Origin of the sequence: Phenylobacterium parvum, from assembly GCF_003150835.1 — a bacterium.
Classification (GTDB): Bacteria; Pseudomonadota; Alphaproteobacteria; order Caulobacterales; family Caulobacteraceae; genus Phenylobacterium; species Phenylobacterium parvum.
In genome coordinates this window covers 2,513,071-2,538,535 of the sequence record NZ_CP029479.1, presented here as the reverse complement: position 1 = coordinate 2,538,535, position 25,465 = coordinate 2,513,071, and the positions used below count along the sequence as shown (strand labels likewise).

At 71.7% G+C, this 25,465-nt stretch carries 20 protein-coding genes and 1 riboswitch; of the genes, 7 read left to right on the top strand and 13 right to left on the bottom strand.

Features of this window, described 5'->3' with window-relative positions; all coding sequences use genetic code 11:
• Positions 1 to 88: 88 nt before the first annotated feature.
• The gene (locus HYN04_RS11855) at positions 89 to 2,251 is read left to right on the top strand and encodes a primosomal protein N' (RefSeq protein WP_110450946.1); all 2,163 of its coding nucleotides are present in this window, start codon (positions 89 to 91) and stop codon (positions 2,249 to 2,251) included.
• 39 nt (positions 2,252 to 2,290) lie between these two features.
• Here the strand turns inward: HYN04_RS11855 and HYN04_RS11850 are convergent, their stop codons facing one another.
• Positions 2,291 to 3,064, bottom strand: a complete 774-nt coding sequence (locus HYN04_RS11850) for a TerC family protein (protein WP_110450945.1) — start codon at positions 3,062 to 3,064, stop codon at positions 2,291 to 2,293.
• Between the two features lie 505 nt (positions 3,065 to 3,569).
• Between HYN04_RS11850 and HYN04_RS11845 the strand changes: the two genes are divergently transcribed.
• Positions 3,570 to 4,244, top strand: coding sequence for a CHAP domain-containing protein (locus HYN04_RS11845; RefSeq protein WP_110450944.1), 675 nt, complete (start codon positions 3,570 to 3,572; stop codon positions 4,242 to 4,244).
• A 24-nt stretch (positions 4,245 to 4,268) separates the two neighbouring features.
• Positions 4,269 to 5,237 carry a magnesium transporter CorA family protein gene (locus tag HYN04_RS11840; RefSeq protein ID WP_110450943.1) on the top strand — a complete coding sequence of 323 codons (969 nt, stop codon included), beginning with the start codon at positions 4,269 to 4,271 and terminating at the stop codon, positions 5,235 to 5,237.
• 104 nt (positions 5,238 to 5,341) lie between these two features.
• Here the strand turns inward: HYN04_RS11840 and mutS are convergent, their stop codons facing one another.
• The 5 genes from mutS to HYN04_RS11815 form a co-directional block, all read right to left on the bottom strand.
• Positions 5,342 to 8,035 (bottom strand): DNA mismatch repair protein MutS, encoded by a 2,694-nt coding sequence (gene mutS / locus HYN04_RS11835; protein WP_110450942.1) that lies wholly within the window; start codon positions 8,033 to 8,035, stop codon positions 5,342 to 5,344.
• Between the two features lie 82 nt (positions 8,036 to 8,117).
• On the bottom strand, positions 8,118 to 10,028 hold the full coding sequence (locus tag HYN04_RS11830; protein WP_110450941.1) for an alpha/beta fold hydrolase: 1,911 nt from the start codon (positions 10,026 to 10,028) through the stop codon (positions 8,118 to 8,120).
• Between the two features lie 326 nt (positions 10,029 to 10,354).
• Positions 10,355 to 11,506 (bottom strand): molecular chaperone DnaJ, encoded by a 1,152-nt coding sequence (gene dnaJ, locus HYN04_RS11825; protein WP_110450940.1) that lies wholly within the window; start codon positions 11,504 to 11,506, stop codon positions 10,355 to 10,357.
• 83 nt (positions 11,507 to 11,589) lie between these two features.
• Complete coding sequence (gene dnaK, locus HYN04_RS11820; protein WP_110450939.1) at positions 11,590 to 13,488, bottom strand: molecular chaperone DnaK; 1,899 nt, start codon at positions 13,486 to 13,488, stop codon at positions 11,590 to 11,592.
• Positions 13,489 to 13,661: 173 nt separating this feature from the next.
• On the bottom strand, positions 13,662 to 14,159 hold the full coding sequence (locus tag HYN04_RS11815) for a hypothetical protein (RefSeq protein ID WP_241962622.1): 498 nt from the start codon (positions 14,157 to 14,159) through the stop codon (positions 13,662 to 13,664).
• Between the two features lie 136 nt (positions 14,160 to 14,295).
• On the opposite strand from HYN04_RS11815, the gene HYN04_RS11810 reads away from it, so the two are divergent.
• On the top strand, positions 14,296 to 15,192 hold the full coding sequence (locus HYN04_RS11810; protein WP_110450937.1) for a dienelactone hydrolase family protein: 897 nt from the start codon (positions 14,296 to 14,298) through the stop codon (positions 15,190 to 15,192).
• Here HYN04_RS11810 and HYN04_RS11805 read toward each other — a convergent pair.
• Positions 15,189 to 16,595 carry an MFS transporter gene (locus HYN04_RS11805; RefSeq protein WP_241962621.1) on the bottom strand — a complete coding sequence of 469 codons (1,407 nt, stop codon included), beginning with the start codon at positions 16,593 to 16,595 and terminating at the stop codon, positions 15,189 to 15,191. The genes HYN04_RS11810 and HYN04_RS11805 overlap by 4 nt on opposite strands.
• A gap of 2 nt (positions 16,596 to 16,597) precedes the next feature.
• Here HYN04_RS11805 and HYN04_RS11800 point away from each other — a divergent pair, with 2 nt between their 5' ends.
• The gene (locus tag HYN04_RS11800; protein ID WP_110450936.1) at positions 16,598 to 17,296 is read left to right on the top strand and encodes a pirin family protein; all 699 of its coding nucleotides are present in this window, start codon (positions 16,598 to 16,600) and stop codon (positions 17,294 to 17,296) included.
• A 10-nt stretch (positions 17,297 to 17,306) separates the two neighbouring features.
• Here the strand turns inward: HYN04_RS11800 and HYN04_RS11795 are convergent, their stop codons facing one another.
• The 4 genes from HYN04_RS11795 to HYN04_RS11780 form a co-directional block, all read right to left on the bottom strand.
• Complete coding sequence (locus HYN04_RS11795; RefSeq protein WP_110450935.1) at positions 17,307 to 18,917, bottom strand: leucyl aminopeptidase family protein; 1,611 nt, start codon at positions 18,915 to 18,917, stop codon at positions 17,307 to 17,309.
• A 46-nt stretch (positions 18,918 to 18,963) separates the two neighbouring features.
• Complete coding sequence (gene purH / locus HYN04_RS11790) at positions 18,964 to 20,577, bottom strand: bifunctional phosphoribosylaminoimidazolecarboxamide formyltransferase/IMP cyclohydrolase (RefSeq protein WP_110450934.1); 1,614 nt, start codon at positions 20,575 to 20,577, stop codon at positions 18,964 to 18,966.
• Between the two features lie 22 nt (positions 20,578 to 20,599).
• Positions 20,600 to 20,683, bottom strand: a riboswitch (ZMP/ZTP riboswitch).
• A gap of 51 nt (positions 20,684 to 20,734) precedes the next feature.
• Positions 20,735 to 21,394: a ribulose-phosphate 3-epimerase gene (gene rpe, locus HYN04_RS11785; RefSeq protein WP_110450933.1), complete on the bottom strand. Its 660-nt coding sequence runs from the start codon at positions 21,392 to 21,394 to the stop codon at positions 20,735 to 20,737.
• A complete protein-coding gene (locus HYN04_RS11780) occupies positions 21,391 to 22,740 on the bottom strand; it encodes an RsmB/NOP family class I SAM-dependent RNA methyltransferase (protein ID WP_110450932.1) in 1,350 nt (449 codons plus the stop codon). The genes rpe and HYN04_RS11780 overlap by 4 nt, the downstream gene beginning before the upstream one ends.
• Before the next feature lie 63 nt (positions 22,741 to 22,803).
• Here HYN04_RS11780 and HYN04_RS11775 point away from each other — a divergent pair, with 63 nt between their 5' ends.
• Positions 22,804 to 23,013, top strand: a complete 210-nt coding sequence (locus tag HYN04_RS11775) for a DUF1674 domain-containing protein (protein ID WP_110450931.1) — start codon at positions 22,804 to 22,806, stop codon at positions 23,011 to 23,013.
• A gap of 148 nt (positions 23,014 to 23,161) precedes the next feature.
• On the opposite strand, the gene pyrF is transcribed toward HYN04_RS11775, so the two are convergent.
• Positions 23,162 to 23,872 carry an orotidine-5'-phosphate decarboxylase gene (gene pyrF / locus HYN04_RS11770; RefSeq protein ID WP_110451421.1) on the bottom strand — a complete coding sequence of 237 codons (711 nt, stop codon included), beginning with the start codon at positions 23,870 to 23,872 and terminating at the stop codon, positions 23,162 to 23,164.
• Positions 23,873 to 23,929: 57 nt separating this feature from the next.
• Here pyrF and HYN04_RS11765 point away from each other — a divergent pair, with 57 nt between their 5' ends.
• Positions 23,930 to 24,625, top strand: a complete 696-nt coding sequence (locus tag HYN04_RS11765) for a MarC family protein (RefSeq protein ID WP_110450930.1) — start codon at positions 23,930 to 23,932, stop codon at positions 24,623 to 24,625.
• Positions 24,626 to 24,631: 6 nt separating this feature from the next.
• Here HYN04_RS11765 and HYN04_RS11760 read toward each other — a convergent pair whose 3' ends face one another.
• Entirely contained in the window at positions 24,632 to 25,432 is an 801-nt protein-coding gene (locus HYN04_RS11760) for an SDR family NAD(P)-dependent oxidoreductase (protein WP_110450929.1), read from the bottom strand.
• Between the last annotated feature and the right edge of the window lie 33 nt (positions 25,433 to 25,465).

Here is a 25,465-nt window from a genome sequence, read left to right as displayed (position 1 = left end):
GTTGAAGGGCTCTTGTAGGACTCCCGGGGTCCGCCCGGAAGCCCTGACCGCTCCCGCTCAGGGCCGGACCCGTCTATGAAGGGGCGACATGGTCCGCATTGTCTCCGTCCTCCTGCCCCTGCCCCTGCCGGAAGCCTTCGACTACGAAGAGGCGGAGGGCCTCGCCCTGTCTGTCGGCGACCGGGTCCTTGCGCCCCTCGGCGCCCGGCTGGCCGCCGGCGTGGTCACCGGCCTGCGGGAGGGAGCCGGCGGCAACCGGCCCCTGAAGGTGGTCGCCGAGCGACTCCCGGGGCCGCCCCTCAGCCCCGCCACGGTCGAGTTCGTCCAGTGGGCCGCCCGCTACGCCGCCGATGGACCCGGCCTGCCCCTGGCCATCGCCCTGCGGGGTGCGCGGGCTCCCCTGCCCAGGCCCGAGCGCCTGGCGGTCGCCACCGGCCGCCCGCCGGCCCGCCTGACGCCCGCCCGGGCCCGGGTCCTGGAGGCCGCCGCAGCCGGGCCCTCGCCGCCGGCCGACCTTGCCCGCCGGGCGGAGGTCTCGCCCGCGGTGGTGAAGGGGCTGATCGACGACGGCGCCTTGGAGCTGCGCCTGGCGCCCCGGCCCGACGGATTCGGCCCACCGGACCTGGACACGCCGGCTCCGCCCCTCAACGCCAGCCAGGCCGCCGCCGCCGCCAGCCTGCGCGGCATGATCGCCGAGGGCGGGTTCCAGGCCGCCCTGCTCGACGGCGTGACGGGGTCGGGCAAGACGGAGGTCTACCTGGAGGCGGTCCGCGCCGCCCTCGCCGCCGACCCGGAGGGCCAGGTCCTGATCCTCCTGCCGGAGATCGCCCTCACCCAGGCCCTGATCACCCGGGTGACCGAAAGGTTCGGCGCCCCGCCGGGCGAGTGGCACTCCGGCATCGCGCCGCCAGCCCGCCGGCAGGTCTGGGACGCCGTGGCCGAGGGTCGCTGCCGGATCGTGGTCGGCGCAAGGTCGGCCCTCTTCCTGCCCTTCCGCCGCCTGGCCCTGGTGGTGGTCGACGAGGAGCATGACACCTCCTTCAAGCAGGAGGACGGCTTCATTTACCAGGCGCGCGACCTGGCGGTGGTCCGGGCCAAGCTGGAGGGGGCGTCGGTGATCCTGGCTTCGGCAACGCCCTCCCTGGAGAGCCTGCGGAACGCCGAGACGGGCCGCTACCGCTGGCTGCGGCTGGCGGACCGCCACGGCGAGGCGCGACTGCCGGACATCCGGCTGGTGGACCTGCGTGAGACCCCGCCGGACTCGGGCCGCTGGATCTCCCCGCCCCTTGCCGAGGCCATGGCCGAGACCCTGGCGGCCGGGGAGCAGACCCTGCTCTTCCTGAACCGCCGGGGATACGCTCCCCTGGTCCTGTGCCGCGCCTGCGGAGAGAAGCTGACCGCCCCGGACACGGATTCCTGGCTGGTCGAGCATCGCTACACCAACCGCCTGGTCTGCCACCTTACGGGCTTCTCCATGCCCCGGCCGGCGACCTGCCCCCACTGCGGTGCGGCGGATTCCCTGGTCTCCATCGGCCCCGGGGTCGAGCGCCTGGAGGAGGAGGCCCGGGCCCTTTTCCCGGAGGCCCGCATTTCGGTCTTCTCGTCGGATACGGTGCGCAGCGCCGCCGACGCCCGAGCCCTGGTCGAGACCATGGAGGCGGGCGGGATCGACATCCTGGTGGCCACACAGGCGGCGGCCAAGGGCCACAACTTCCCCAACCTGACCCTCGTGGGCGTGGTGGACGCCGACCTGGGCCTGCGCGGCGGGGACCTGAGGGCGGCGGAGCGCACCTTCCAGCTCCTGGCGCAGGCCACCGGCCGGGCGGGGCGCCGGGACCGGCCGGGTCGCGCCCTGATCCAGACCTGGGCGCCGGACCATCCCGTCATGCAGGCCCTGCAGGCCCAGGACCGCGACGCCTTCGTCCGGACCGAGCTGTATGAGCGGGAGCTGGCGGGTCTGCCCCCGTTTGGCCGTCTGGCCGCCGTGGTGGTGTCGGGCCGCGACCCTCAGGCCCTGGAGGGCTTCGTGCGGGAACTGGCGGCGGCGGCGCCCAATGCGGAGGGGGTGGAAGTCTACGGTCCCGCCGATGCGCCCCTGGCCCTTGTCCGGGGGCGGCGGCGGAAGCGCTTCCTGGTCAGGGCCGACCGCCAGGTCGACCTGTCGGCCTACATGGCGGCCTGGAAGGCCAGGGTGAAGCCGCGGGGGTCGATCCGCCTGTCGGTCGACATCGACCCCTACAGCTTCTTCTGAGGCTCCGGGCCTCCCGCGGGAGGCCCCGGCGCCGGCGGGTCAGTGATCCGCCTGGAGCCCCAGTTTCGCCTTGGCGCGTCTGGCCAGGATATTGAGGACCTCGACCCCCACAGAGAAGGCCATGGCCGTGTAGATGTAGCCCTTCGGGATATCGATCCCGAAGCCGTCGGCCACCAGGACCAGGCCGATCATCAGCAGGAAGCCCAGGGCCAGCATGACCACGCCCGGGTTCTTGTTGATGAAGTTGGCCAGGGGATCGGCCGCCACCAGCATGATGGCCACGGTGATGATCACGGCGACGATCATGATGGGCAGGTGATCGGTCATGCCCACCGCGGTCAGGATCGAGTCCACCGAGAAGACCATGTCGATCAGGATGATCTGGAAGATCACCGCCCCGAAGTTGGCGGCAACCAGGGCGACCTTGTCGGTCTCATGTCCGCTCGCCTTCGGGTTCAACATGCTGGCGATTTCCTTGGACGCCTTCCAGAGCAGGAAGGCGCCGCCCGCGATGAGGATCAGGTCTCGCCAGGAGAAGGTCATGTCGAGGGGGCCGATCGAGCCCCCAAGCGAGAGGACCGGGTCGGTCAGGTGCACAAGCCAGGCCAGGGTCGAGAGCAGGCCGAGGCGCATGACGAGGGCCAGGGTGATGCCCAGTCGCCGCGCGCGCTCCCGTTGCCCTTCCGGCAGCTTGTTCGAAAGGATCGAGATGAAGATGAGGTTGTCGATGCCAAGCACCACCTCCATCGCGATCAGGGTGATAAGGGCCGCCCAGGCGGCGGGGTCGGTCAGAAGGGGGAGTATGGCGTCCATGGGGCGAGATTTAGGCGGCGATCCGGCGAAAGCCAGAGCATGAGTCGCAAAAAGCCTGGGACGCCGGCCGTAATCCATCCCCGATATGCCCGGAAACCCGGCGTCCGGCGCCCGCTTTCAGGCGCCGGGAACCGGAGCAGGGGTCGATGGCCGGGGCGGAGGGAAAGCGTCCGGTCGGCCTCCGGGCCGTTGAAGGGGCGCCAAGATCGATGGCTCCATTGTGCCTGCCAGCGTGAATTCATCCCTCCCGAAACAGTGAATGAGTGTCTACTTTGGTTCGGGTTCAACGAAAATTGAATTCAGCATCAGATGCGTTGAGGAAAACAGGGGTTAGACGTGATTTTAATTTGACCCATTAGGAAATTTACATTTCTCAATTTCCAAGCCTCCCCTTGTTTCGTCTCTCAGTAAGCCCCGAGAGCATCACGGCGTTTCGTCCGCCGGACTTGCCGAGCGCCGCCCGAGCGGTTATGTGCAGTCACGGATTGTTGGAGGCAGAGGCTTGATGTTCAGGCGCGCCATGCACATCGCCGTCGGGGCGTTCGTCGCCGGGATTGTGGCTTTCGCGCCGCTCTCCAGCGCCGTCGCCGACCGTTACTGGCAGTGCGTGCCCTTCGCCCGCCTGGTGTCCGGCATCCAGATCTTCGGCGACGCCCACACCTGGTGGCGCCAGGCCACGGGTCGCTACGAGACCGGTTTCTCGCCCCGGGCGGGCTCGGTCCTCTGCTTCAAGCCATCCGGCGCCATGACCCTCGGCCACGTGGCCGTGGTCAGCCAGGTCCTCACCGACCGGGTCATCCAGATCACCCACGCCAACTGGTCCCGTATCGGCGGGACCCGCGGCCAGATCGAGCGCGACGTTACCGTGATCGATGTCTCCCCCGCCGGCGACTGGTCCCGGGTGAAGGTCTGGTACGACCCGGTCCGCGACATCGGTTCCAGCACCTATCCGACCTACGGCTTCATCTACCCCGACGCCCAGGCCGTGCGGATGGCCTCCAGCCAGTTCAACGCCGCCCAGAGCGCCGCCCTCACCGTGGCCCAGAGCGCGGCCAGCCAGGTGGCCTCCACCGTCCGTCCGGGCGCGACCCCGCTCTCGATCCTTGGTCAGGCAGCTGACGCCGGCGACCGGATCGCCGCGCTCATCCAGTCCGTGACCGCTCCGCCGCCGCCGCGCTAGGGCGCAGGCCCGGCCGACCCGCGCATGCTCAATTTCCTCCCGCGCGAGACCCGCAGCTTCCGGGCCGTGCACGCCCTGGACCTGCCCCCGGAGTGGCAGGCGCCGGACGACATCATCTGGATCGAGCTCATCAGCCCCGACCGGCATGAAGAGGCTGTGATCGAGAGCGCCCTGCGCCTGGACCTGCCGACCTCCCGCGAGATGGCCCAGATCGAGCCTTCCAGCCGGCTCTACATGGAGGGCGGGGCGACCTTCATGACCGCCAGCCTCCTGAGCCGGGCCGATGAAGAGCATCCCGTACTGACGCCGGTGACCTTTGTCCTCGCCAATGGCCGGCTGGTGACCCTCCGCTACGAGCCACTCCGGGCCTTCACCGCCTTTTCCCAGCGGGTAACCGGGCCAGACTACGCCGAAGCGTCCGGCGCCGACCTTTTCCTGGATCTCCTGGACGCCGTCATCGAGCGGCTGGCGGAGGTCCTCGAGCGGGGATCGGAGCGGGTCCAGGCCTCGTCCAACGCCATCTTCGACCGGCCGCGGGGCGCCGCCTTCGAGCCCCTGTTGACCAGCCTCGCCCGGACCCAGTCCCTGGCGGCCCTGGCCCGCACAAGCCTGGCCAGCCTCGCCCGCCTGGCCAGCTTCGCCGCCCTCGCCCCTGAGATCGCCGGCAAGCCCTCTGCCCAGGCCCACCTGGTCTCGGTCCAGCAGGACATCGTGTCCCTGACCGAGCACGCCGCCGCCCAGTCGGCCCACATCGCCTTCCTGCTCGATGCAGCCCTCGGCCTGATCAACATCGAGCAGAATATCGGCATCAAGACCTTCTCGGTCTTCACCGTCCTCCTGATGCCGCCCACCCTGATCGGCGCCATCTACGGCATGAACTTCGAGGTCATGCCCGAACTGACCTGGCCCTGGGGTTATCCCCTGGCCCTCGGCCTGATGGTGGTCAGCGGCGTCGCGCCCCTGCTCTGGTTCCGCCGCAAGGGATGGTTCTAGGTCCTTCCTTCAAGGTAGGAATCCACCTTCAGGGCTGCCCCAAAGGGCGAGCTGTCAGCGAAGCTGACTGAGGGGGTCAACGGCGCCCCGGCTGGCGCCGCACGCTAGGCCTCCCGGGAAAGGCCCTTCAGGCGGTAGAGGGCCTCCAAGGCCTCACGGGGGCTCATGCCGTCCGGGTCCATGTCCGCCAGGGCCTCGTCCACCGGGGAGGGACCCGCGGCCTTCGCCAATCCAGGTGCGGGGGATGCGAACAGGGGCAGGTCGCCCAGCTGGGCCGGGGCGCCGGCCTCCCGCTCCAGCCGCTCCAGGACCTCCTGGGCCCGGGCCACAACCGTCGGGGGCACGCCCGCCAGCCGGGCGACCTGGACTCCGTAGGACCTGTCCGCAGGACCCGGGCCGGCCTCGTGCAGGAAGACCAGCTCCCCGTTCCATTCCCGGGCCCGGAGGGACAGGTTGGCCACGCCCTGCAGGCGTCGCTCAAGCTCGGCCAGCTCGTGGTAATGGGTGGCGAAGAGGCCCCGGCACCGGTTGGTCCCATGCAGGGCCTCTGCGCAGGCCCAGGCGATGGCCAGGCCGTCCCAGGTCGCCGTGCCGCGCCCGATCTCATCCAGGATCACCAGGGAGCGCGGGGTCGCCTGGGTCAGGATGGCGGCGGTCTCGACCATCTCCGCCATGAAGGTCGAACGGCCCCGGGCCAGGTCGTCGCCCGCCCCCACACGGCTGAACAGGCGGTCGACCACGCCCAGCTTCAGGCGTCGGGCGGGCACCGGGCAACCGGCCTGGGCGAGGACCGCCAGCAGGGCGTTCTGGCGCAGGAAGGTCGACTTGCCCGCCATGTTCGGGCCGGTGACGATGGCCAGCCGCGGGGCCGTCACGGCCTGGCCGTCAAGCCGGCAGTCATTGGGCGTGAAGGCGCCGCCAGAGCGACGCACCGCCGCCTCGACCACCGGATGGCGGGCGCCCTCGGCCTCGAAGGCGGTGCTGCGGTCCAGCTCGGGCCGGACAGCCCCGGCCTCTTCGGCCCATTCAGCAAGGGCGGCGGCTACGTCCAGGCGGGCGCAGGCCGCCGCGGCCTCCCGCAGGGGATCTGCGGCTGCGCAGACCAGGTCCCGCCAGGCCTCGAAGGCGGCCATCTCGATGGCCAGGGCCCGCTCGCCCGCCTGGGCGATCCGCGCATCCAGCTCGGCCAGGGCCACGGTCGTGAACCGCATCTGGTTGGCCAGGGTCTGGCGGTGGATGAAGGTGGCGTTCAGGGGCGGACGCAGCAGGGGCTCGGCCGCTTTGGCCGTGGCCTCGATGAAGTAGCCCAGCACCCCATTGTGCCGGATCTTGAGGGCGACGCCGCTCTGCGCCGCCAGTTCAGCCTCAAGGGACAGGATGACCCGGCGGCTGTCGTCCCGCAGCCGGCGCGCCTCGTCCAGCTCGGGCCGGACGCCCGGGGCGACAAAGCCGCCGTCCCGCGCCTGAAGGGGCAGGTCGGGTCCGAGGCCGGCGGAGAGGCTGGCGTGCAGGTCGGCCAGTTCCGGTCGCCGGCCGAGGTCGAGGGCGGCCAGGCTTTCCGCCAGCTCGGCTGGCGGAGTCGCCTCCAGGGGGCCTTCGGCGGCCTCGAACAGGGCGCGCAGGGCGCCGCCCGCCGCCAGGCCGTCGCGCAGTCCGCCCAGGTCCCGGGGACCGCCCCGGCCGAGGGCCAGCCGCGACAGGGCCCGGGCCATGTCGCCCTGTCCCTTGAGGGTTTCGCGCAACCGGCGACGCAGGTCCCGCCGCGCAAGCAGCCAGTCGACGGCGTCCAGCCGGGCCTCGATCCGTTCCGGGTCCAACAGGGGGCGGGCGAGGCGCGCCGCCAGCAGCCGTGCGCCCGGCGCCGTCACCGTCCGGTCCACGGCGGCCAGGAGCGAGCCCTCCCGTGCGCCCGAAAGGCTGCGCTCGATCTCCAGGCTGGCGCGGGTGGCCGGGTCGATCGCCATGACGTCGGCCTCCCCGGCCCGCCGGGGCGGGGCGAGGGATGGGGTGCGGCCGGCCTGGGTGGTCTCCAGGTGGGCGGCGATCAGGCCCAGGGCCGAGACCTCGGCGCCGGACAGTGCGCCGAACCCGTCCAGGGTCTCGACCCCGTAAAGACGCTTCAGCCGGGCCTCGGCGGCGCCCGGTTCGCCCAGGGCCGAGGGCAGGGGCTGGACCCGGCCGCCAGCCGCCTTGAGGGCGGCGCTCACCGCCTCGTCGGCAAACAGCCGGTCCGGCACAAGGATCTCCGAGGGGCCCAGGGCCGCCAGGGCCGAGGCGAGGGCTGACTTGCCGGGCGCCCATACCTCCACCTCGCCCGTGGACAGTTCGACGCTGGCGATGGCGGCGGCGCCGGCCCGCACCGCCACGGCCGCCAGCCGGTTGGCGCCCCGGGCGTCCAGGAGGCCGTCCTCGGTCAGGGTTCCCGGGGTGACCACCCGCACGATGTCGCGGCGAACGATCGACTTCGACCCGCGCTTGCGCGCCTCCGCCGGGTCCTCCATCTGCTCGCAGACCGCCACCTTGAAGCCGGACCGGATCAGCTTGGAGAGATAGGCCTCCGCTGCATGGACCGGCACGCCGCACATGGGGATGGGCTCGCCCGCGTGCTGGCCGCGGGCGGTCAGGGCGATGCCGAGGGCCGCCGCCGCCTGTCGGGCGTCGTCGAAGAAGAGTTCGTAGAAGTCGCCCATGCGGAAGAAGACAAGGGCGTCGGGCTGCCGCGCCTTGGCCTCGAAGAACTGGGCCATGACCGGCGTGGCGCCGGCCGAATCGACCTGGGGCGGGACGGGAGCGTTCATCTCGGCGGGTAAACTAGCCGCCGGCTGCGACGCCGTCACCCGCGACGGGGCGGCGGCCTCACCTCCCGGGCCGCCACGGCGCTCAGTACCGGGCCCGCACCCCGAGGGCGGCGGGCGAGGGCGTATCCGCCAGGCCCTTCGCCCGCTTCAGGACCCAGTCGACGAGGGTGCCGGACACGGCCGAGACGCCGGGCTCGCCCGGGCGGGCCTGGCCAGCCCGGGAGTCGTCGGCGCCCACGAAGTCCGTGTGGAAGTAGATGGCGGCGTTGATCGCCGGGTCGAGCGGGCTGATCGCCTTGGCCTCCGGCGTCTGCCATGTGCCGGTCTTGTTGACCTCGGTGTAGTCCTTCACCCCCGGGAAGGGGTTGCCCGAGACGCCCTGGGTGAAGCCCTGCCGGGCGACATAGACCGGAACGCCGGCGATGGCGGCCTTGTCGACGTCCAGCTTCACGCCGTCGCGGTCGACCTTGAGGGTCTTGTAGCGGCCGACGAAGCCGGCGTCGAAATCCCAACGCTCGGAGGGGTACCAGTTGGAGGCGACCATGTCAGAGGCGTCGATCCGGCGCCTACCGGACTCGGCGAAGCTCACGGTCACCGGCCGGATGTTGGACCGCGTGGGGGCGAAGGCCTGGGCGTTCATCCAAAGCTCCGCCCGTCCGGCCTCCTTCGGGCCGGAGGCGCCGCCAGGCTCGATCCAGCCGTGCACCCGCCCGGGGTCCGCCATGGCGCCCGAGGGGACGCACTTGGGCGGGGGCGCGAGGGCGCGCATGGGGCCGGCCGCCGGCGGGGGCGGGGTGCGGTCGCAGCGGTCCTCGGTCCCCGGCATGGGGGTGAAGTCCAGCCGTCCGAGGCCCTGGCCCAGGAACTGGAGAATCTGCATCTGGACCCCGCCGCCGGGAACCGGGTCGGTATCGAAGCTCGCGCCGGCCCGGGCGAGCCAGGTCATCCGTGCAGTCTTGAGGAAGTCGTCCCCGGGGGCGGGGGCCATGCCGGCGACCCGAAGGGGAAAGATGGCCTCCGCCGAGGGATCGGACAGGGCGTAATAGACGCCGGTCACCGACTGGCTGGCGGCCGAGGCCGGGCCGGCGATGGCGCCCAGCAGGCCGTTGGCGTCCGTGTAGACCCGGTCCTTGCCGCTGCGCAGGGCCGAGACCCGGGTGAAATAGGCGTCCAGCTCCGCCGCGGTCGGCTCGGGCTGCACACCCGCCGAGGGGCCGCCGTCCAGGAAGATCAGGCCCGCCAGGCCTTCCACTCCGCGCCGTCCGTCCGGGCGCTTCCGCGCCGCGTAGTTGGCCACGAAGCCGCCGCCCTGGCTGTGCCCGGCCAGGAAGATGTTGCGGGCGCCCGAGCGTTCGCGGATGCGGCCGATCATGGCGTCGACGTCGGCGGCGTAGGTCTCGAAGCCCCAGTCCGCCATGAAGGCGAGGTCCGTCTGGGTCAGGGGCTTCCACTTCGCCGAGGCGGTCGGCGATCCCACCTGGCCGTTCGGCCCGATGGAGTCGGCGCCCAGATAGTGGTTCAGGGCCAGGGCCGGGTCGCCCTTGCGCCGGGCCTCCGTGAGGGCCTCCGTTTCCGCCAGATTCGCGCCCCGGCGCTGCAGCACCCAGACCTCCACCCGGCAGGGCTGGTTCCCGCACGATTCCTTCGAGGCCCGCGAGACCATCTGGCTGGCCAGGAAGAGCCAGTGCGGCGGCGTCGAGGAGAAGCCCGGCAGGCCGACGATCACGGCGTTGGCCGGTCCCGGCCGGGCGCCGTCAGCGGCGGGTCGGACCCGCAGGAAGCTGGCGGTGTTCAGGCTGGCCGGGGTCCCGGGCGCCTTGCCGCCCGGCAGCTGGATGTATTCGGCCATCACGTCCGGATACCCAGGGACGCGGCTGCCGGCGTCACCGCCGGGGAGGGTGCGGGCGGCGGGTGCAGCGTCGGCGGGCAGCGATCCTGCAAGCAGGATGGCGGCCAAGCCGGCGGCGGCGAACCTGGATGTAGTGGATCGCATGATTTCCTCCTGGTCCCGGACCTGTCCGGGGCGGTGGAAACCTTAGGACGAACCGAAATCAAGCGCATCCAGATCGTTGAGGCGTCGGACTCCCAAGGGTGCGCGCTGCGCAGATTGCCCCCCAAGGGCGAGCTCGCGGCGGAGCCGGGTGAGTGGGGCAACGGCGGCTCTGGAGACCCCCTCCGGCCCGCTGCGCGCGCCACCTCCCCCTGGGGGGAGGAATGACTCCGCAATTGCTCCCCCAAGGGGGAGCTCCCGGCGGAGCCGGGTGAGGGGTCAAGGGCTTCGACGCCGCATCCTTCAGGAGATCGGGACAGGGCCCGCCGTCAGCCGCCGGTGACGTCTTCCCAGAACTTCCTGGCCTTGTTCAGGAAGCCGCTGGACTCCGGGTGCTGCTGGTCGCCGCAGAGGTCGGCGAACTCCTGCATCAGCGCCTTCTGGCGGGCGTTGAGCCGGGTCGGCGTCTCGACGAAGAGCTCGACCACCAGGTCGCCGCGTTCACGGCTGCGCAGGGAAGGCATGCCGCGACCACGGATCCGGACGGTGCGGCCGGTCTGGGCGCCCTCCGGCACCTTCACCGTGAGGCGGTTGTTCTCCGCATCATCCGGCGAGCCATCCGAGAGGCAGGGCGCCTCGATCTCGCCGCCGGGTACGGCGGTGGTCATGGGCACGGGCACGGTGCAGTGCAGGTCCAGGCCGTCGCGCTCGAAGAGGTCGTGGGGCCGGACGGAGACGAAGATGTAGAGGTCGCCCCGGGGGCCGCCCCGGGCGCCTGCGTCGCCCTCGCCGGAAAGGCGGATGCGGGCGCCGTCGTCCACGCCGGCTGGAATCCGGACCTGGAGGGTGCGGTTGCGCCGCACCTGGCCATGGCCGCGGCAGGTGGTGCAGGGATCGCTGATGGTTCGCCCCTCACCGCCACAGCGGGGGCAGGTGCGCTCGATGGCGAAGAAGCCCTGGGAGGCCCTGACCCTGCCGGCGCCGCCGCAGGTCGGGCAGGTGACGGGGCTGGTCCCGGGCTTGGCCCCGCCGCCCTCGCAGGCCTCGCAGGTCATGGCGGTGGCCGCCGTGATCTCGACCTCGGAGCCGGCGTAGGCCTGCTCGAGGGTGATCTCAAGGTCGTAGCGGAGATCCTGGCCCCGGGCCGGGCCACTGCGCCTCTGGCCGCCGCCGAACATGTCGCCGAAGGCCGAGCCGAAGACTTCCGAGAAGATGTCGTTGATGTCCGCAAAGCCCGGACCGCCGCCGCCGCCCTGGCCGCCGTTCACCCCGGCGTGTCCGAACTGGTCGTAGGCCGCGCGCTTCTTGGGATCGGACAGGACCGAATAGGCCTCGTTGATCTCCTTGAACCGGGAAGCGGACTCCTCCGAGCCGCCGTTGCGGTCGGGATGGTGTTCCATGGCCAGCTTGCGGAAGGCCGCCTTGAGGGCGGCCTCGTCGCTGCCACGGGCGACGCCCAGGATTTCATAGTAGTCGCGCATGAGGCGTCAGGCGTTCCGATGCATCTTTCCGAAAGGACGCCGGCCCCGCCTCTTCTCGGGGCGGGGCCGGGTCCCGGTCAGGTTCAGGCCTTCTTGCCGTCGTCGGTGACTTCCTCGAACTCGGCGTCCACGACGTCGTCGGCCGCGTCGCCCCGGGCGGCGTCGCCGTCCCCGGACTGCTGGGCCGCGTACATCGCTTCACCGAGCTTCATCGAAGCCTGGGCCAGGGTCTGGGTGCGGGAGGAGATGGCGTCGGGGTCGTCGCCCTCCAGCACCGACTTCAGGTCCTCGATGGCCGAGGTGATGGCCGACTTCTCGGCCTCGCCCACCTTGTCGCCATGCTCGCCCAGGGCCTTCTCCGTGGAGTGGATCAGGGCTTCGGCCTGGTTGCGGGCCTCGACCACGGCCTTGCGCTTCTCGTCCCCGGCCTTGTTGGCCTCGGCCTCGCGCACCATGGCGTCGATGTCGGCGTCCGAGAGGCCGCCATTGGCCTGGATCCGGATCGACTGTTCCTTGCTCGTCGCCTTGTCGCGGGCCGAGACATTGACGATGCCGTTGGCGTCGATGTCGAAGGTCACCTCCACCTGGGGCACGCCGCGCGGCGCGGGCGGGATGCCGACCAGGTCGAACTGGCCCAGCATCTTGTTGTCCGCCGCCATGGGGCGTTCGCCCTGGAAGACCCGGATGGTCACCGCCGACTGGTTGTCGTCGGCGGTCGAGAAGGTCTGGGAGCGCTTGGTCGGGATGGTCGTGTTGCGCTCGATCAGCGGCGTGAAAACGCCGCCCAGGGTCTCGATGCCCAGGGTCAGGGGGGTGACGTCCAGCAGGAGGACGTCCTTGACGTCGCCCTGCAGGACCCCGGCCTGGATGGCGGCCCCCAGGGCCACCACCTCGTCGGGGTTCACGCCGGTGTGCGGCTCGCGGCCGAAGAAGGCCTTCACCGTCTCGACCACCTTGGGCATGCGGGTCATGCCGCCGACCAGGATCACCTCGTCGATGTCGGTCTTCTTCAGGCCGGCGTCCTTGAGGGCCTGCTCGCAGGGGCCGAGGGTCTTGGAGACCAGGTCGTCGACCAGGGCCTCGAGCTTGGCCCGCGTCAGCTTGATGTTCAGGTGCAGGGGCCCGGAGGCGTTCATCGAGATGAAGGGGAGGTTCACCTCGTACTGGGCGGTGAAGGACAGTTCCTTCTTCGCCTTCTCGCCCTCTTCCTTCAGGCGCTGCAGGGCCAGTTTGTCGTTCCGCAGGTCGACGCCGGTTTCCTTCTTGAAGTCCTCGGCCAGGAAGTCGACCACGCGCAGGTCGAAGTCCTCGCCGCCCAGGAAGGTGTCGCCGTTGGTCGCCTTCACCTCGAAGACGCCGTCGCCGATCTCCAGGACCGAGACGTCGAAGGTGCCGCCGCCCAGGTCATAGACGACGATCTTCTTGCCGTCGTTCTTCTCCAGGCCATAGGCCAGGGCCGCAGCGGTGGGCTCGTTGATGATCCGCAGGACCTCAAGGCCGGCGATCTTGCCGGCGTCCTTGGTGGCCTGGCGCTGGGCGTCGTTGAAGTAGGCCGGCACGGTGATGACGGCCTTGTCGACCTTCTCGCCGAGGTGCTGCTCGGCGGCTTCCTTCATCTTCTGGAGGATGAAGGCCGAAACCTGCTGGGGGGAATAGTCCTTGTCATGGGCCTTGACCCAGGCGTCGCCGGTCGGGCCCTTGACGATGTCGTAGGGCACCATGCCCTTGTCCTTCTCCACCAGCGGATCGTTGTAGTTCCGTCCGATCAGACGCTTGATGGCGAAGAGGGTGTTGGTGGGATTGGTCACGGCCTGGCGTTTGGCCGGCTGGCCGACGAGGCGCTCGCCGTCCTCGAGGAAGGCCACGACTGAGGGGGTGGTGCGGACGCCTTCCGCATTCTCGATCACCTTCGGCGTCTTGCCGTCCATGATCGCGACGCAGGAATTGGTGGTCCCGAGGTCGATACCGATGATCTTGCTCATGATGAGTCTCAAACGCTCCGAGTTGGCGGGCCGCGCCTGAGGAGCCTCGTCGCCAAGCACTCCTCGTTCCTGCGGCCCCCTTGAACAGTTCAGGGTCGCCGGCGGACGTTCTGGGAACACCGCCGTCGCCGTGCGATATGGTGCGGAACGGCCGCACTGCAAGGGCAAAGTCCCTATGCGGTGAAGGGCTTTAGACCCTCTCCGAACGGCGCGCCAGCCAGAAGGATGGCGTAGGTTTCCGCAGAATGGGGCGACGGACCCTCCCGCGAGGCCAGGAAGGCGTGCTGGACCACCATCGCCTGCTGCTCGATGTTGAGGCTGGAGAACCCGGTCCCGGCCGCCGGATCGTAGCGATAGGCGGCGGGCCCGTCCCCCGCCCTCAGCTTGGCGGCCAGCAGGTTCACCCCTGTCTGGGCCTGCCAGACATGCACCAGTTCGTGGACCAGGACGGCCTGCAGGGCGAGGGGCGCGACGCTGAAGTCCTTCAGGGCGGTCCGCGCCGGCCAGGCCACCAGGGCGGGACCGGCCACGAAGGCGCGGCGCCAGACCGGCAGGGCGGCGATACGCACCCGGCGCGCATCCAGGGCGCGGCCGAAAACCCCGGCCGCCAGGTCGGTCTCACCCTCGGTCAGGCGGCGAACGGCGCCGGGGATCATGGTCGTACGCTTCATCACACGCCGCATATGCCCCCGGCGGGGCCCGGCGGAAAGATGCCTGTGGTTTCTGCAGGGCTCAGGCTTTGACAGCGGCTTTCCGGATCGCCAAATGAGCCCGGGCCGGCGGTGACCGGCGAGGGAGGCGCTGACCATGAAGACCCTGACCCGTCCTGAGGGCAATCATCCCGATGATCTCGCCCTGACCCGTCGCCGGCTGGCCCTGGCCGCCCTGGGCGGCTACGCGCTCTACGCCTATTCGGCGGAGGCCCAGGCCATCTCGACGCCCTCCACGGGTCTGGTCGCCGGCGACGTCGAGGTCGACGTCGGCGATCGGATGGCGCCCGCCTACATGGCGCGCCCCGACGCCCGCGGCCGCTTCCCCGCCGTCCTGGTCATCTCCGAGGTCTTCGGCGTCCACGAGTACATCCGCGACGTCTGCCGCCGCCTCGCGCGCCTCGGCTACGTGGCCATCGCCCCCGACCTCTTCGTCCGCGCCGGGGACCCCTCCAAGACCAACGACTTCAACCAGATCCGCCGCATCGTCAGCGCGGCCCCGGACAAGCAGATCTTCAACGACCTGTCGGGAACCTTGCGGTTCCTCAAGGCCCAGCCCTTCGTCGACAAGTCCCGTATGGCGGTCACCGGTTTCTGCTGGGGCGGCGCCATCGTCTGGCTGGCCTGCCAGCGCCTTCCCGATTTCCGCGCCGGAGCCGCCTGGTACGGTCGCCTGACCGCGCCCAAGCCTGGCGAGTTCCTGGGCGAGCCGAACCGGCCCTGGCCCCTCCCCGGCGTCGCCCAGCTCCGCGCCCCGGTGATCGGTCTGTATGCGGGCAAGGACCAGGGCATCCCCCTCTCCGACGTCGAGGCCATGCGCAGCGCCCTGGTCGCCGCCCGCAAGACCGGCAGCCAGATCGTGATCTATCCGGAAAGCCAGCACGGCTTCCACGCCGACTACCGCACCAGCTACGATCCGGTCGCCGCCCGGGACGCCTGGGACCGGATGCTGGCCCACTTCGCCGCCAACGGCGTCAAGCCCCGGCCCTTCTAGGACGCCGCCGCCACGACGCTCCGGCGGATCATCAGCGAGGCCGCCGCCGCGATCAGGGCGGTCAGGCCGGCCAGGACAAAGGCCTCCAGGTAGCGGCCCTGGGCGGCGCGCATCATCCCCGCCGTGATGGCCGCCGTGGCCGCACCCGCCTGGTGGCCGGCGGCGATCCAGCCGAAGACGATGGGTCCCTCCCGCAGGCCGAAAGCCTCGGTGGCCAGCCGCGCGGTGGGGGGTACGGTGGCGATCCAGTCCAGGCCGAAGAAGACCGCGAAGAGGCCCAGGGCCATCAGGGAGAAATCCGAGAAGGGCAGGGCGACCAGGGCGAGCCCCCTCAAGGTGTAGTAGATGGCCAGCAGCCGGCGCGGGTCGTAGCGGTCCGTCAGCCAGCCCGAGGCCGTCGTGCCGGCCAGGTCGAAGACGCCCATCATGGCCAGCAGGCCCGCGGCCTGGACCTGGGCCATGCCCTGGTCGGCGCACAGGGCGATCAGGTGGGTCCCGACCAGTCCGTTCGTGGTCAGGCCGCAGATGAAGAAGCCGGTGAAGAGCAGCCAGAAGGTGCGGGTCCGCGCCGCGCGGAAGAGCGCGCCAAAGGCCAGCGACAGGACGCTTCCCGCCGGCGCCGTAGGCTCCACATGGCCATCGGGTGCGCCCAGGGGTGCAAGGCCCCGGTCTGAGGGCCGCTCCGGCAGGAACCGCCAGACCAGGGGGATCAGGGCCAGGGCGACCAGCCCGGTGGCCGCCGCCGCCCGCCGCCAGCCCCCGTCCTCGGCCAGCAGGGCCAGGACAGGCAGGAAGATCAGGTTGCCCGTGGCCGTCGCCGCCGTGAGCAGGCCCATCATCAGGCTCCGCCTCGCGACGAACCACCGGTTCACCACGGTGGCCGCCAGGGTCATGGCCAGGGCTCCCGAGCCGATTCCCGCTGCGACGCCCCAGGTCGCCACGTACTGCCAGGGCTCGCGCATCAGGGTCGAGGCCAGGGTGGCTGCGGCCATCAGGGCCAGGGCGCCCAGCACGACCCGGCGAACGCCCAGGCCCTGCATCAGGGCGGCGGCGAAGGGACCCGTCAGGCCGTAGAACAGGATCCCCACCCCGGCGGCGAAGGAGACGGTGGAGCGGCTCCAGCCGAACGCCTCTTCCAGCGGCAGCATCAGGACGCCGGGGGTCGAGCGCAAGCCGGCGCTGACCAGCAGGACGGCGAAGATCAGGCCGGCGGCCAGGTAGGCCGGGTGCAGGCGGGACCCGGGGGGGCATTCGGGACTCTCGGCGTCGGGCCGCCCACCATGACCCGGCCCGGCGGCGGGCGTCCAGCCCGGCCCCTCGGGAAATCTTCCGCCCCGCCATTTCCATTCGGCCGTCTCAATCCCTATCTTCCGGCCCTCCAAGACCCCGTCGATGGAAGCCACCCATGATCGACCTTCGTCCCTTCGACACCCTCGGCGGCGCCGACCACGGCTGGCTGAACGCCCGGCATCACTTCTCGTTTTCAGGATACCAGGACCCGGCCCGCATGAACTGGGGCGCCCTGCGGGTCTGGAACGACGACGCCATACAGCCGAACACCGGCTTCCCGCCCCATCCGCACCAGGACATGGAGATCATCACCTATGTCCTGGAGGGCGCCATCAGCCACCAGGACAGCCTGGGCAACCAGGGGCGCACCGAGGCCGGGGATGTCCAGGTCATGAGCGCCGGGTCGGGCATCCGTCACGCCGAATACAATCTCGAGCCCGGCGTCACGCGCCTCTTCCAGATCTGGATCCTGCCGGCCCGCGCCGGCGGCGCGCCGTCCTGGGGCGCCCGTCCCTTCCCCAAGGATGACCGCGCCGGTCGCTTCGTGCCCCTGGCCTCAGGGCTTCCGGGCGATGAGGAGGCCCTGCCGATCCGCACGCCAGGCCGTGTGCTCGGCGCAACCGTGCGGTCCGGCGAGACCCTGGACTATGATCTCGGGCCAGGCCGCAGGGCCTACCTGGTGCCGGCCCGTGGCGCGGTGGAGGTGAATGGCGTCAGGGTCGGCGCCCGGGACGGGGCGGCCATCACCGATGAGCCTCGCCTGAGGATCACCGCCCTGGACGACGCCGAGCTGGTGATGGTCGATACGGTCTGATCCGCCGGGGCTACCGCCCCCAGTCCCGGGCGAGGCGATCGAGGAGGCGAACCCCGAAGCCGGCCGATCCCGCGGGCTTGACGGCGTTCGCGCCACCGTAGGCCACACCGGCGATGTCGAGGTGGGCCCAGGGCGTGTCCCGGCTGATGAATTCGCCAATGAACCAGGCGCCGATCCCGGCCCCCGCCCCGCCCTCGCCGCTGTTCTTGATGTCCGCGATCGTCGAGGACGTATCCTTCGCATAGCTGGGGTGGAGCGGCAGCTTCCACAGGCGCTCCCCCGTCTGCTCGCCCGCCGCCATCACGCGGTCGAGCAGGGCGTCCCCGCGGCCGAACAGGCCGGCGTAGTCGTCGCCCAGGGCAGTCCGGACGGCGCCGGTCAGGGTGGCGAGGTCGACGATGGCCGAGGGTTTCAGGTTGCGCTCGGACCAGACCATGGCGTCGGCCAGGACCAGCCGGCCCTCGGCGTCGGTGGAGATGATCTCGATGGTCTTGCCGTTCATGGCTGTCAGGACGTCGCCCGGCCGGATGGCGGCGCCGTCGGGCATGTTCTCGGCGAGGGCGGAGACAGCGGCCACGTTCACCGGTGCGCCGGATTTCGCCAGGGACAGGACGGCGCCGGTCACCGAGGCGGCGCCAGACATGTCCATCTTCATTTCGCCCATGCCAGAGCCGGGCTTCAGGGAAATGCCTCCGCTATCGAAGGTGATGCCCTTGCCCGCCAGGACCAGGGGCCCGCCCGCGGGGGCGCCGACGCCCCGGTAACGGACGACCAGGAGACGGGGCGGGCGGGCCGAGCCCATCCCCACCCCCGTCAGGGCGCCCATGCCCAGCCGCCGCATGGCGACCTCGTCCAGGACCTCGATCGTCACGCCCGGGATTCCGGCGAAGGCCGCCCGGGCGCTGTCCACGAAGGCCTGCGGATACATCAGGTTGGCGGGCAGGTTGGAGACGTCCCGCGTCCACTGCACCGCCTCGACCAGCGCCTGACCGCGACCCCTGTAGATCGTCTCGGCTCCGGCAGCCCCGGCGCCGGTGAAGACGACCGTCGCGGGCGAGGTGGTCGGGCGGTCCGAGCTGAGCAGGTCCGACCGGTACTCGCCGATGCCGAAGCCCGTGGCCAGGGCGGCGAGGCCCTCGGCGCCGAGCGCTCCGGCTGACACGGTGACCGGCGCCCGCACCTTGGCCAGGGACCGGCCCAGGGCCTCGCCCGCGCCCTGAAGGCCGGCGCCTTTCGGCGACTTGCCCACTCCAAGAAGGACGACCTGTTCCAGCCCGCCAAAGGCCCGCAGGACCAGCATTTCGCCGCTGGAGAAGTCGAACCCGGCGGCCTCCACCGCCCGGCGGACCCCGGCGCCCGCCTCCGGAGCCAGGAGGGCGGAAGCCCGCTCCGAGGCCTCGGCGACGGAGCCGGCGGCGATCACCAGGACGCCGGATGTGCCCGGCGCCGTCTCGGCGAAGCTCACCGGCCGGCGGCGGGTCGCGGTCGTCCAGGCCGCAGGCTCCGCCGGCGACGCCGAAACCGGGGCCTTGGACGCGGCGGCGGCGTGGACGGGGGCAAGGGCGGGGACAGCGAGGGCCAGGCTCAGGCCGGCCAGGGCGAGGGGGCGGAACGGGGTCATGGGAAGGCCCTGTATTCTGGAGGAAGGAAGACGGATGACTTGGGGGTTAGTGCCGGAAGACCCGCACGCCCGTAAAGGCCATGGTCACGCCGGCGGCGTCGGCGGCGGCGATCACCTCTTCGTCGCGGATCGAGCCGCCGGGCTGGATGATCGCCGTGGCCCCGGCATCCGCCGCCTGGATCAGGCCGTCGGCAAAGGGGAAGAAGGCTTCGGAGGCGCAGGCCGATCCCTTGGCCAGGCTCTCCGGCAGGCCCGCCTGCTCGGCCGCCTCGCCGGCGCGAAGGGCCGCGATCCGGGCGGAGTCGCGCCGGTTCATCTGGCCGGCCCCGATCCCGGCCGTCTGGCCGTCCCGGGCGAAGACAATGGCGTTGGACTTGACGTGCTTGGCCACGGTGAAGGCGAAGAGCATGTCCTGCACCTCCTGCGGGGTCGGCTGGCGGCGGGTGACGATCTTCAGGTCGGCGGCTGTCAGGCGAGAGGTGTCGCGGCCCTGGACCAGGAAGCCGCCCGCCACCTGCTTGAAGAGGTCGCCGGGGGCCAGGGGGTCGGGCATGCCGCCAGTCAGCAGCAGGCGCAGGTCCTTCTTCTTGGCGAACAGGGCGATGGCGTCCTCGTCGGCCTCGGGGGCCACAACCACCTCGGTGAAGATCTTGATGATCTCCCTGGCCGCCGCCGCGTCCAGGCGGCGGTTCACAGCCACGATCCCACCGAAGGCCGAGACCGGGTCGCACTGCAGCGCCCGGGCGTAGGCGGTCTTCAGGTCCGCGCCCAGGGCCACGCCGCAGGGATTGGCGTGCTTGATGATCGCCACCGCCGCGGAGGCCTGGGGGTCGAACTCCGCCACCAGCTCGATGGCCGCGTCGGTATCGGCGATGTTGTTGTAGCTCAGGGCCTTGCCCTGAACCTGGCGGGCGGTGGCCACCCCGGTCCGCGGGGCCTCCTCCACATAGAAGGCGGCGGCCTGGTGCGGGTTCTCGCCGTAGCGGAGGGTCTGGGCCAGGCGGCCCGACAGGGAGCGGCGCTTCGGGGCGGCCTCGCCCAGCTGGCTGGCGAACCAGGTCGAGATGGCTGCATCGTAGGCCGCCGTGCGGGCATAGGCCCGGGCCGCCAGGGTCTTGCGCAGGGCCAGGCTCGTCGTCCCCCCCGCCGCCAGCTCGGCCAGGACCGCCTGGAGATCCTCCACCTCGGTGCAGACCGCCACATACCCATGGTTCTTGGCGGCAGACCGGATCATGGCCGGCCCGCCGATGTCGATGTTCTCGATGGCGCTCGCGAAGTCGCCCCCGGCCGCCACCGTCTTCTCGAAGGGGTAGAGGTTGACGTAGACGAGGTCGATCCCGCCGATCCCGTGCTCGGCCATGGCGGCGGCGTGGGCCGGGGCGTCGCGCACGCCCAGGAGCCCGCCGTGCACCACCGGGTGCAGGGTCTTGACCCGCCCGTCCATCATTTCCGGAAAGCCGGTCAGGTCCGAGACGTCCTTCACGGCCAGCCCTGCAGCGGCGATGGCCGCCCGGGTGCCGCCCGTCGACACAAGCTCGACGCCCCCTTCGGCCAGGGCCCGGGCGGCCTCGACCAGGCCGGTCTTGTCCGAGACCGAGATCAGGGCGCGGCGGACGGGAACGCGATCAGGCGCAGGCGGGAAGTCAGGGGCGGCAGGCATCGCGCTCTCCGTGGCGGTTCGGAAGGTCGGCCCAGGCGAGCGGCGCATTGACGTCCGTGCGCTCCCCGGTGGTGGACCACCTGTTTCGCCAGTCACGCAGGACACGAACCTTCTAGCGCTTCCGGCGATTCCCGGAAACCGCCCGCCGGCTTCGCCGTCAGCCGCGAAGGGCGGCGATATTGGCGGCGTAGGCGTCGGGCCCGCCCCGGAAGACCGCGGTTCCGGCCACCAGGGCGGTGGCGCCGGCGTCCACGCACAGCCGGGCGGTGTCGGCGGTCACGCCGCCGTCAACCTCCAGCACGATGTCCCGTCCGCTGGCGTCGATCATCCGCCTCAGGGCCTCGATCTTGGCCAGCTGGGAATGCATGAAGGTCTGGCCGCCAAAGCCCGGGTTGATGGACATGACGAGGATCAGGTCCACCTCGTCCATCATCCACTCGATCACCGAGGGCGAGGTCGAGGGGTTGAAGACCACCCCGGCCCGGGCGCCCAGCTGGCGGATGCGCTTCAGGGTCCGGTTCAGGTGCGGCCCGCTCTCCGGATGGACGCTGACGATGTCGGCGCCCGCCTCGACGAAGGCCTCCAGGTAGGGGTCCACCGGGGCGATCATCAGGTGCACGTCCATGGGGACGGTCGCGTGCGGCTTCAGGGCCCGGACGATGTCCGGGCCAAGGGTGATGTTCGGCACGAAATGGCCGTCCATCACGTCGATGTGCAGCCAGTCGGCGCCGGCGGCCTGGACGGCGCGGACCTCCTCGCCCAGCCGGGCGAAGTCGGCGGCGAGGAGCGAGGGGGCGATGATCGGGCGCGGGCTCATGCTTCGGACTTAGCGGCCCCCGCCGCCTGCGCCAAGTCCCGGCGGGCGCGGCGGTTCAGCCGGCGGGCGAACCGGGCGATGAAGAAGCCGTCCGTTCCCCCGGGGCGATGGGTCGGCAGGATGCGGAGCGTCCCGTCCTCCAGCCGGCTCTCGGCCGGCGCGCCGCCCTCTCCGGGGGCGATCGGATCCAGGGCGAAGTCGGCGTGCCGCTTCAGGAATCCCGCCACCTGCCCCTCGCCTTCCTCGGGCTCCAGCGAGCAGACGCAGTAGACCAGCCGGCCGCCGGTCCGGACCCGCCGGGCGGCGGCGTCCATCAGCCGGGCCTGGGTGGCGGCGAGGGCGGCGATGTCGCCGGGCTTCACGGCCCACAGGACGTCGGGGTTCCGGCGGAAGGTCCCCGTGGCGCTGCAGGGCGCATCCAGGAGGACGGCCTCGAAGTCCCGGGCGTCCTCCCAGGCGGCGGCGTCCGCGGCGACGATCTCGGCCGCCAGGCCGGTCCGCTCCAGGTTTTCCCGCACCTTGCGCAGGCGGGCCGGGGATCGGTCCAGGGCCGTGACCTCCGCGCCGCCCGCCGCCAGCTGCAGGGTCTTGCCCCCTGGGGCGGCGCACATGTCCAGGACGGACAGGCCGGGCCTGGGCCTCAGGAGGCGCGCCGGGACCGCCGCGCTGGCGTCCTGCACCCACCAGCGGCCGGCCTCGAAACCCTCCCAGCCGGCCACCTCGCCGCGCCTGGGGGTGCGCCAGGTATCGGCGGCGACGGGGACCAGTTCCAGGGCCTCCGCCAGGGGGCCGGGTTCACCCCGGAAGGTCAGGTCGGTGTCGGGCTCGCCGGCGATCACGGCGGCGATCTCCAGGGCGGTGGTGCGGCCCCAGGCGGCGCTCCAGCGGGCCAGCAGCCAGCCGGGCGCCAGGGCCTCGGGGTCGGACAGGTTCGGCGGCTCCCGCAGCAGGCCCCGCAGCACGGCGTTGACCAGGCCCTTGAACCGGCGCGCCGCGGGCAGGGACTCGGCGAGGTCCACGCTGGCGCTCACCGCGGCGTGCGGCGGGGCGCCCAGGACCAGGGCCTGCACCGCCCCCAGCCTCAGGATGTGGCGCACCACCTCCGGCGGCGGACGGGGGATCCGCGCCTCAAGGGCCCGGTCCAGGGGACCCAGCCGTCGCAGGGCCGTCAGGGCCAGGATCCGGGCGAAGGCCCGGTCGCGGGGCTCCAGTCCGGCCAGCCCGGCGGCGGCCTGATCGTCCTCCAGGCCCGCGCGGCGGGACAGGGCGGCGGCCAGCAGGTCCAGGGCGGCGCGGCGGGCGGGAAGTCCGGTGGGAAGCCGGCGGGGTGTCGGGGTCTCGGTCACGCAAAGCCCCGTGCCCGGTTCCGGCCTTAAGGGCAACTGGCGTTTGCCTGCGCGGACGCCTAGATGAAGGTCATGGAAGACGAAGCCCCGCCCAACGCCGCCCCCGGCAAGGCCCTGAGCCCCGCCGCCCGCCGCGCCCTCGAAGAGGCCGCCGCCCGCAAGGCCGCCGAAGCCGCCGAGGCCGAACGCCTCGCCGAGCAGGGCGGCCCCGCCGGCCTGGAGCCCACCCGCTTCGGCGACTGGGAGCGCAAGGGAATCGCCGTCGACTTCTAGGCGGCCCGGCAGACCCCCTCCGGCCCGCTTCGCGGTCCACCTCCCCCTGATGGGGAGGAATGCCTGAGCAAATTGCTCCCCCCAGGGGGAGCTCCCGGCGAAGCCGGGTGAGGGGGTCAACGGCGGGTCAGCGGCTCCCTGATGGCAGTCAGGCCGCTGGCGGGGCCGGAACGGCCGCCATCTCGGCGATGACCTTTGCAGCGGCATCCGCCGGGTCGTTGGCGGCCGAGATCGGCCGGCCGCACACCAGGTGCGAGGCGCCGGCGCGCAGGGCCTCGGCGGGCGTTGCGGCCCGGACCTGGTCGTTCTTCGCCGACCACTCGGGCCGGACGCCGGGCGTCACCACCAGGAAGTCCTTGCCGCCGATCTTCCGCGCCAGCTCGGCCTCCTGCGGGCTGGCGACCACCCCGGCGCAGCCGGCGGCCAGGGCCTGGTGGATACGGCGCTCGACCAGGCTGCGGGCGCCGGAGGCGTAGCCGATCTCCTTGAGGTCGGCGTCGGACAGGCTGGTCAGGACGGTGACCGCCAGGACCTTCAGGCTCGACTGGCCCACGCCGCGGACCGCCGCCGCCATGACCTGGGGCTCGGCGTGGACCGTCAGGAGGTCGCAGCCGGAGTCCGACAGGGCCGCCGCCGCCCGCTCCACGGTCGCGCCGATGTCGTGCAGCTTCCAGTCCAGGAAGACCTGCTTGCCCTGCCCCTTCAGCTCGCGGGCCAGCCCCATTCCGCCCCGGGCGAAGAGTTCCAGGCCTACCTTGTAGAAACTGACCCGGTCGCCCAGTTGCGCCACGAGCGCCCGGGCCTCGGTCAGGCCGGGCTGGTCCAGGGGGACGATCAGGCGGGGATCGGCGGCGGGCATCATCATCCTGGGCTCTCCGGGGTCGGCGGGAACGGGGAATTGGGGTAAGAGCCTCCCATGATCCCCGACATTTTCGCCGTCAACTTCTTCATCGCCCTGTTCGCCCTGATCGATCCGGTGGGCAACGTGCCCCTGTTCGCGGCGGCGACCAGCGGCCTGAAGAACAGCACCGCCCGGCTGATCGCCGTCTTCGTGTCGCTGTTCGTCCTGGGCTTCCTGATCTTCTTCTACTTCACCGGCCTCAGCCTCCTGGCCTTCTTCGGCATTTCCCTCCCGGCCTTCCGGATCGCCGGCGGCATCCTCTTGCTGCTGCTGGGCCTGGACATGACCCGGAACGACTTCACGGCGTCCCTGCAGGCGAGCACCGACGAAGAGGGCGTGGCCGCAGGCGGTCGCACCGCCCAGGCGCGCCGGCGCTTCGAGTCCATGATCGTGCCCTTCGCCATGCCCCTGCTGATCGGGCCGGGAGCGATCTCCACGGTCATCATCTACGCCAGCGAGGCGCGGGACTACGGCATGGTCGGCGTCGTGACCGGGGTGGGGGTCATCGCCCTGGTGGCCCTCTCGACCATGCTGTCCTTCTGGGCGACGCCGATCATCTCGCGCCTGCTCGGCCGGATCGGCCTGGCCATCGTCGTGCGGGTGCTGGGCCTGATCCTCTGCGCCATGGCGGTGCAGTTCATCCTGTCAGGCATTGCCGACTCGACCCACGGCCTGATCCTCGAAGAGGCGTCCCAGCCCTACAAGTCCTGAACCGGGTCAGGGTTTGCGCAGGCGCCCGCCCTGGGACTCCATCAGGGCCAGGGCCCAGTCCTCGGGGATCAGTCGGCCCAGGGCCGCGATGGCCTTGTTGGGGGCCCCGGGCACGCAGACCGGCCGGTTGGCCTCCAGGGCCTCGACCCCGGCCTCGGCCACCTCGTCGGCCCCCATCCACAGCCAGTCCGGCGTCGCCTTGCGGGTCAGGTCCCGGGTCCCGTTGACGTCGTGGAATTCGGACCAGGTGAAGCCCGGGCAGAGGGCGCTGACATGCACGCCCTGGGAGCGGGTCTCCAGGTGCAGGCTCTGCGAGAAGCGCACAAGGTAGGCCTTGGTCGCGGCGTAGAGGGTGTGTCCCCGGGCGCCGGGCAGGAGGCCGGCCAGGGAGGCGACGTTCAGGATGCGGCCGAAGCGCCGCTCGGTCATGCCGGGCAGCGTCCGGTGGACCAGCTCGGTCGGTGCGTGCAGCAGGACCTGGAGGAAGTCGGCCTGCTCCTGCCAGCCGGTCTCGGCGAAGACCCCCGGCAGGCCGTAACCGGCATTGTTCACCAGCACGTCCACGTCGCGGCCAGCGGCCTCCACGGCGGCGAGCAGCCGGGCGGGGGCGGCGGGTTCGGCCAGGTCCTCGGGGACGACCAGGGCCTCCACACCAAAGCGAAGCCGGACCTCGTCGGCCAGGGTCTCCAGCCGCTCCCGCCTCCGTGCGGTCAGGGCCAGGTCGTAGCCGCGGGCCGCCAGGGTCCGGGCCAGGGCGGCGCCGATCCCGGCGGAGGCGCCGGTCACCAGGGCGAGTCGTCGGTCCATGCCGTCTCCTGTCTCCGTCGTCGCAAGGGTGGC

Coding starts and splice junctions, on each gene's coding strand:
- HYN04_RS11855 (WP_110450946.1), top strand. CDS start 89: ATGGTCCGCATTGTCTCCGTCCTCCTGCCCCTGCCCCTGCCGGAAGCC.
- dnaJ (WP_110450940.1), bottom strand. CDS start 11,506: ATGCGCGACTACTATGAAATCCTGGGCGTCGCCCGTGGCAGCGACGAG.
- HYN04_RS11800 (WP_110450936.1), top strand. CDS start 16,598: ATGATCGACCTTCGTCCCTTCGACACCCTCGGCGGCGCCGACCACGGC.
- HYN04_RS11765 (WP_110450930.1), top strand. CDS start 23,930: ATGATCCCCGACATTTTCGCCGTCAACTTCTTCATCGCCCTGTTCGCC.
- dnaK (WP_110450939.1), bottom strand. CDS start 13,488: ATGAGCAAGATCATCGGTATCGACCTCGGGACCACCAATTCCTGCGTC.
- HYN04_RS11760 (WP_110450929.1), bottom strand. CDS start 25,432: ATGGACCGACGACTCGCCCTGGTGACCGGCGCCTCCGCCGGGATCGGC.
- HYN04_RS11810 (WP_110450937.1), top strand. CDS start 14,296: ATGAAGACCCTGACCCGTCCTGAGGGCAATCATCCCGATGATCTCGCC.
- HYN04_RS11840 (WP_110450943.1), top strand. CDS start 4,269: ATGCTCAATTTCCTCCCGCGCGAGACCCGCAGCTTCCGGGCCGTGCAC.
- HYN04_RS11815 (WP_241962622.1), bottom strand. CDS start 14,159: ATGAAGCGTACGACCATGATCCCCGGCGCCGTTCGCCGCCTGACCGAG.
- rpe (WP_110450933.1), bottom strand. CDS start 21,394: ATGAGCCCGCGCCCGATCATCGCCCCCTCGCTCCTCGCCGCCGACTTC.
- HYN04_RS11795 (WP_110450935.1), bottom strand. CDS start 18,917: ATGACCCCGTTCCGCCCCCTCGCCCTGGCCGGCCTGAGCCTGGCCCTC.
- purH (WP_110450934.1), bottom strand. CDS start 20,577: ATGCCTGCCGCCCCTGACTTCCCGCCTGCGCCTGATCGCGTTCCCGTC.
- HYN04_RS11845 (WP_110450944.1), top strand. CDS start 3,570: ATGTTCAGGCGCGCCATGCACATCGCCGTCGGGGCGTTCGTCGCCGGG.
- HYN04_RS11830 (WP_110450941.1), bottom strand. CDS start 10,028: ATGCGATCCACTACATCCAGGTTCGCCGCCGCCGGCTTGGCCGCCATC.
- mutS (WP_110450942.1), bottom strand. CDS start 8,035: ATGAACGCTCCCGTCCCGCCCCAGGTCGATTCGGCCGGCGCCACGCCG.
- pyrF (WP_110451421.1), bottom strand. CDS start 23,872: ATGCCCGCCGCCGATCCCCGCCTGATCGTCCCCCTGGACCAGCCCGGC.
- HYN04_RS11775 (WP_110450931.1), top strand. CDS start 22,804: ATGAAGGTCATGGAAGACGAAGCCCCGCCCAACGCCGCCCCCGGCAAG.
- HYN04_RS11850 (WP_110450945.1), bottom strand. CDS start 3,064: ATGGACGCCATACTCCCCCTTCTGACCGACCCCGCCGCCTGGGCGGCC.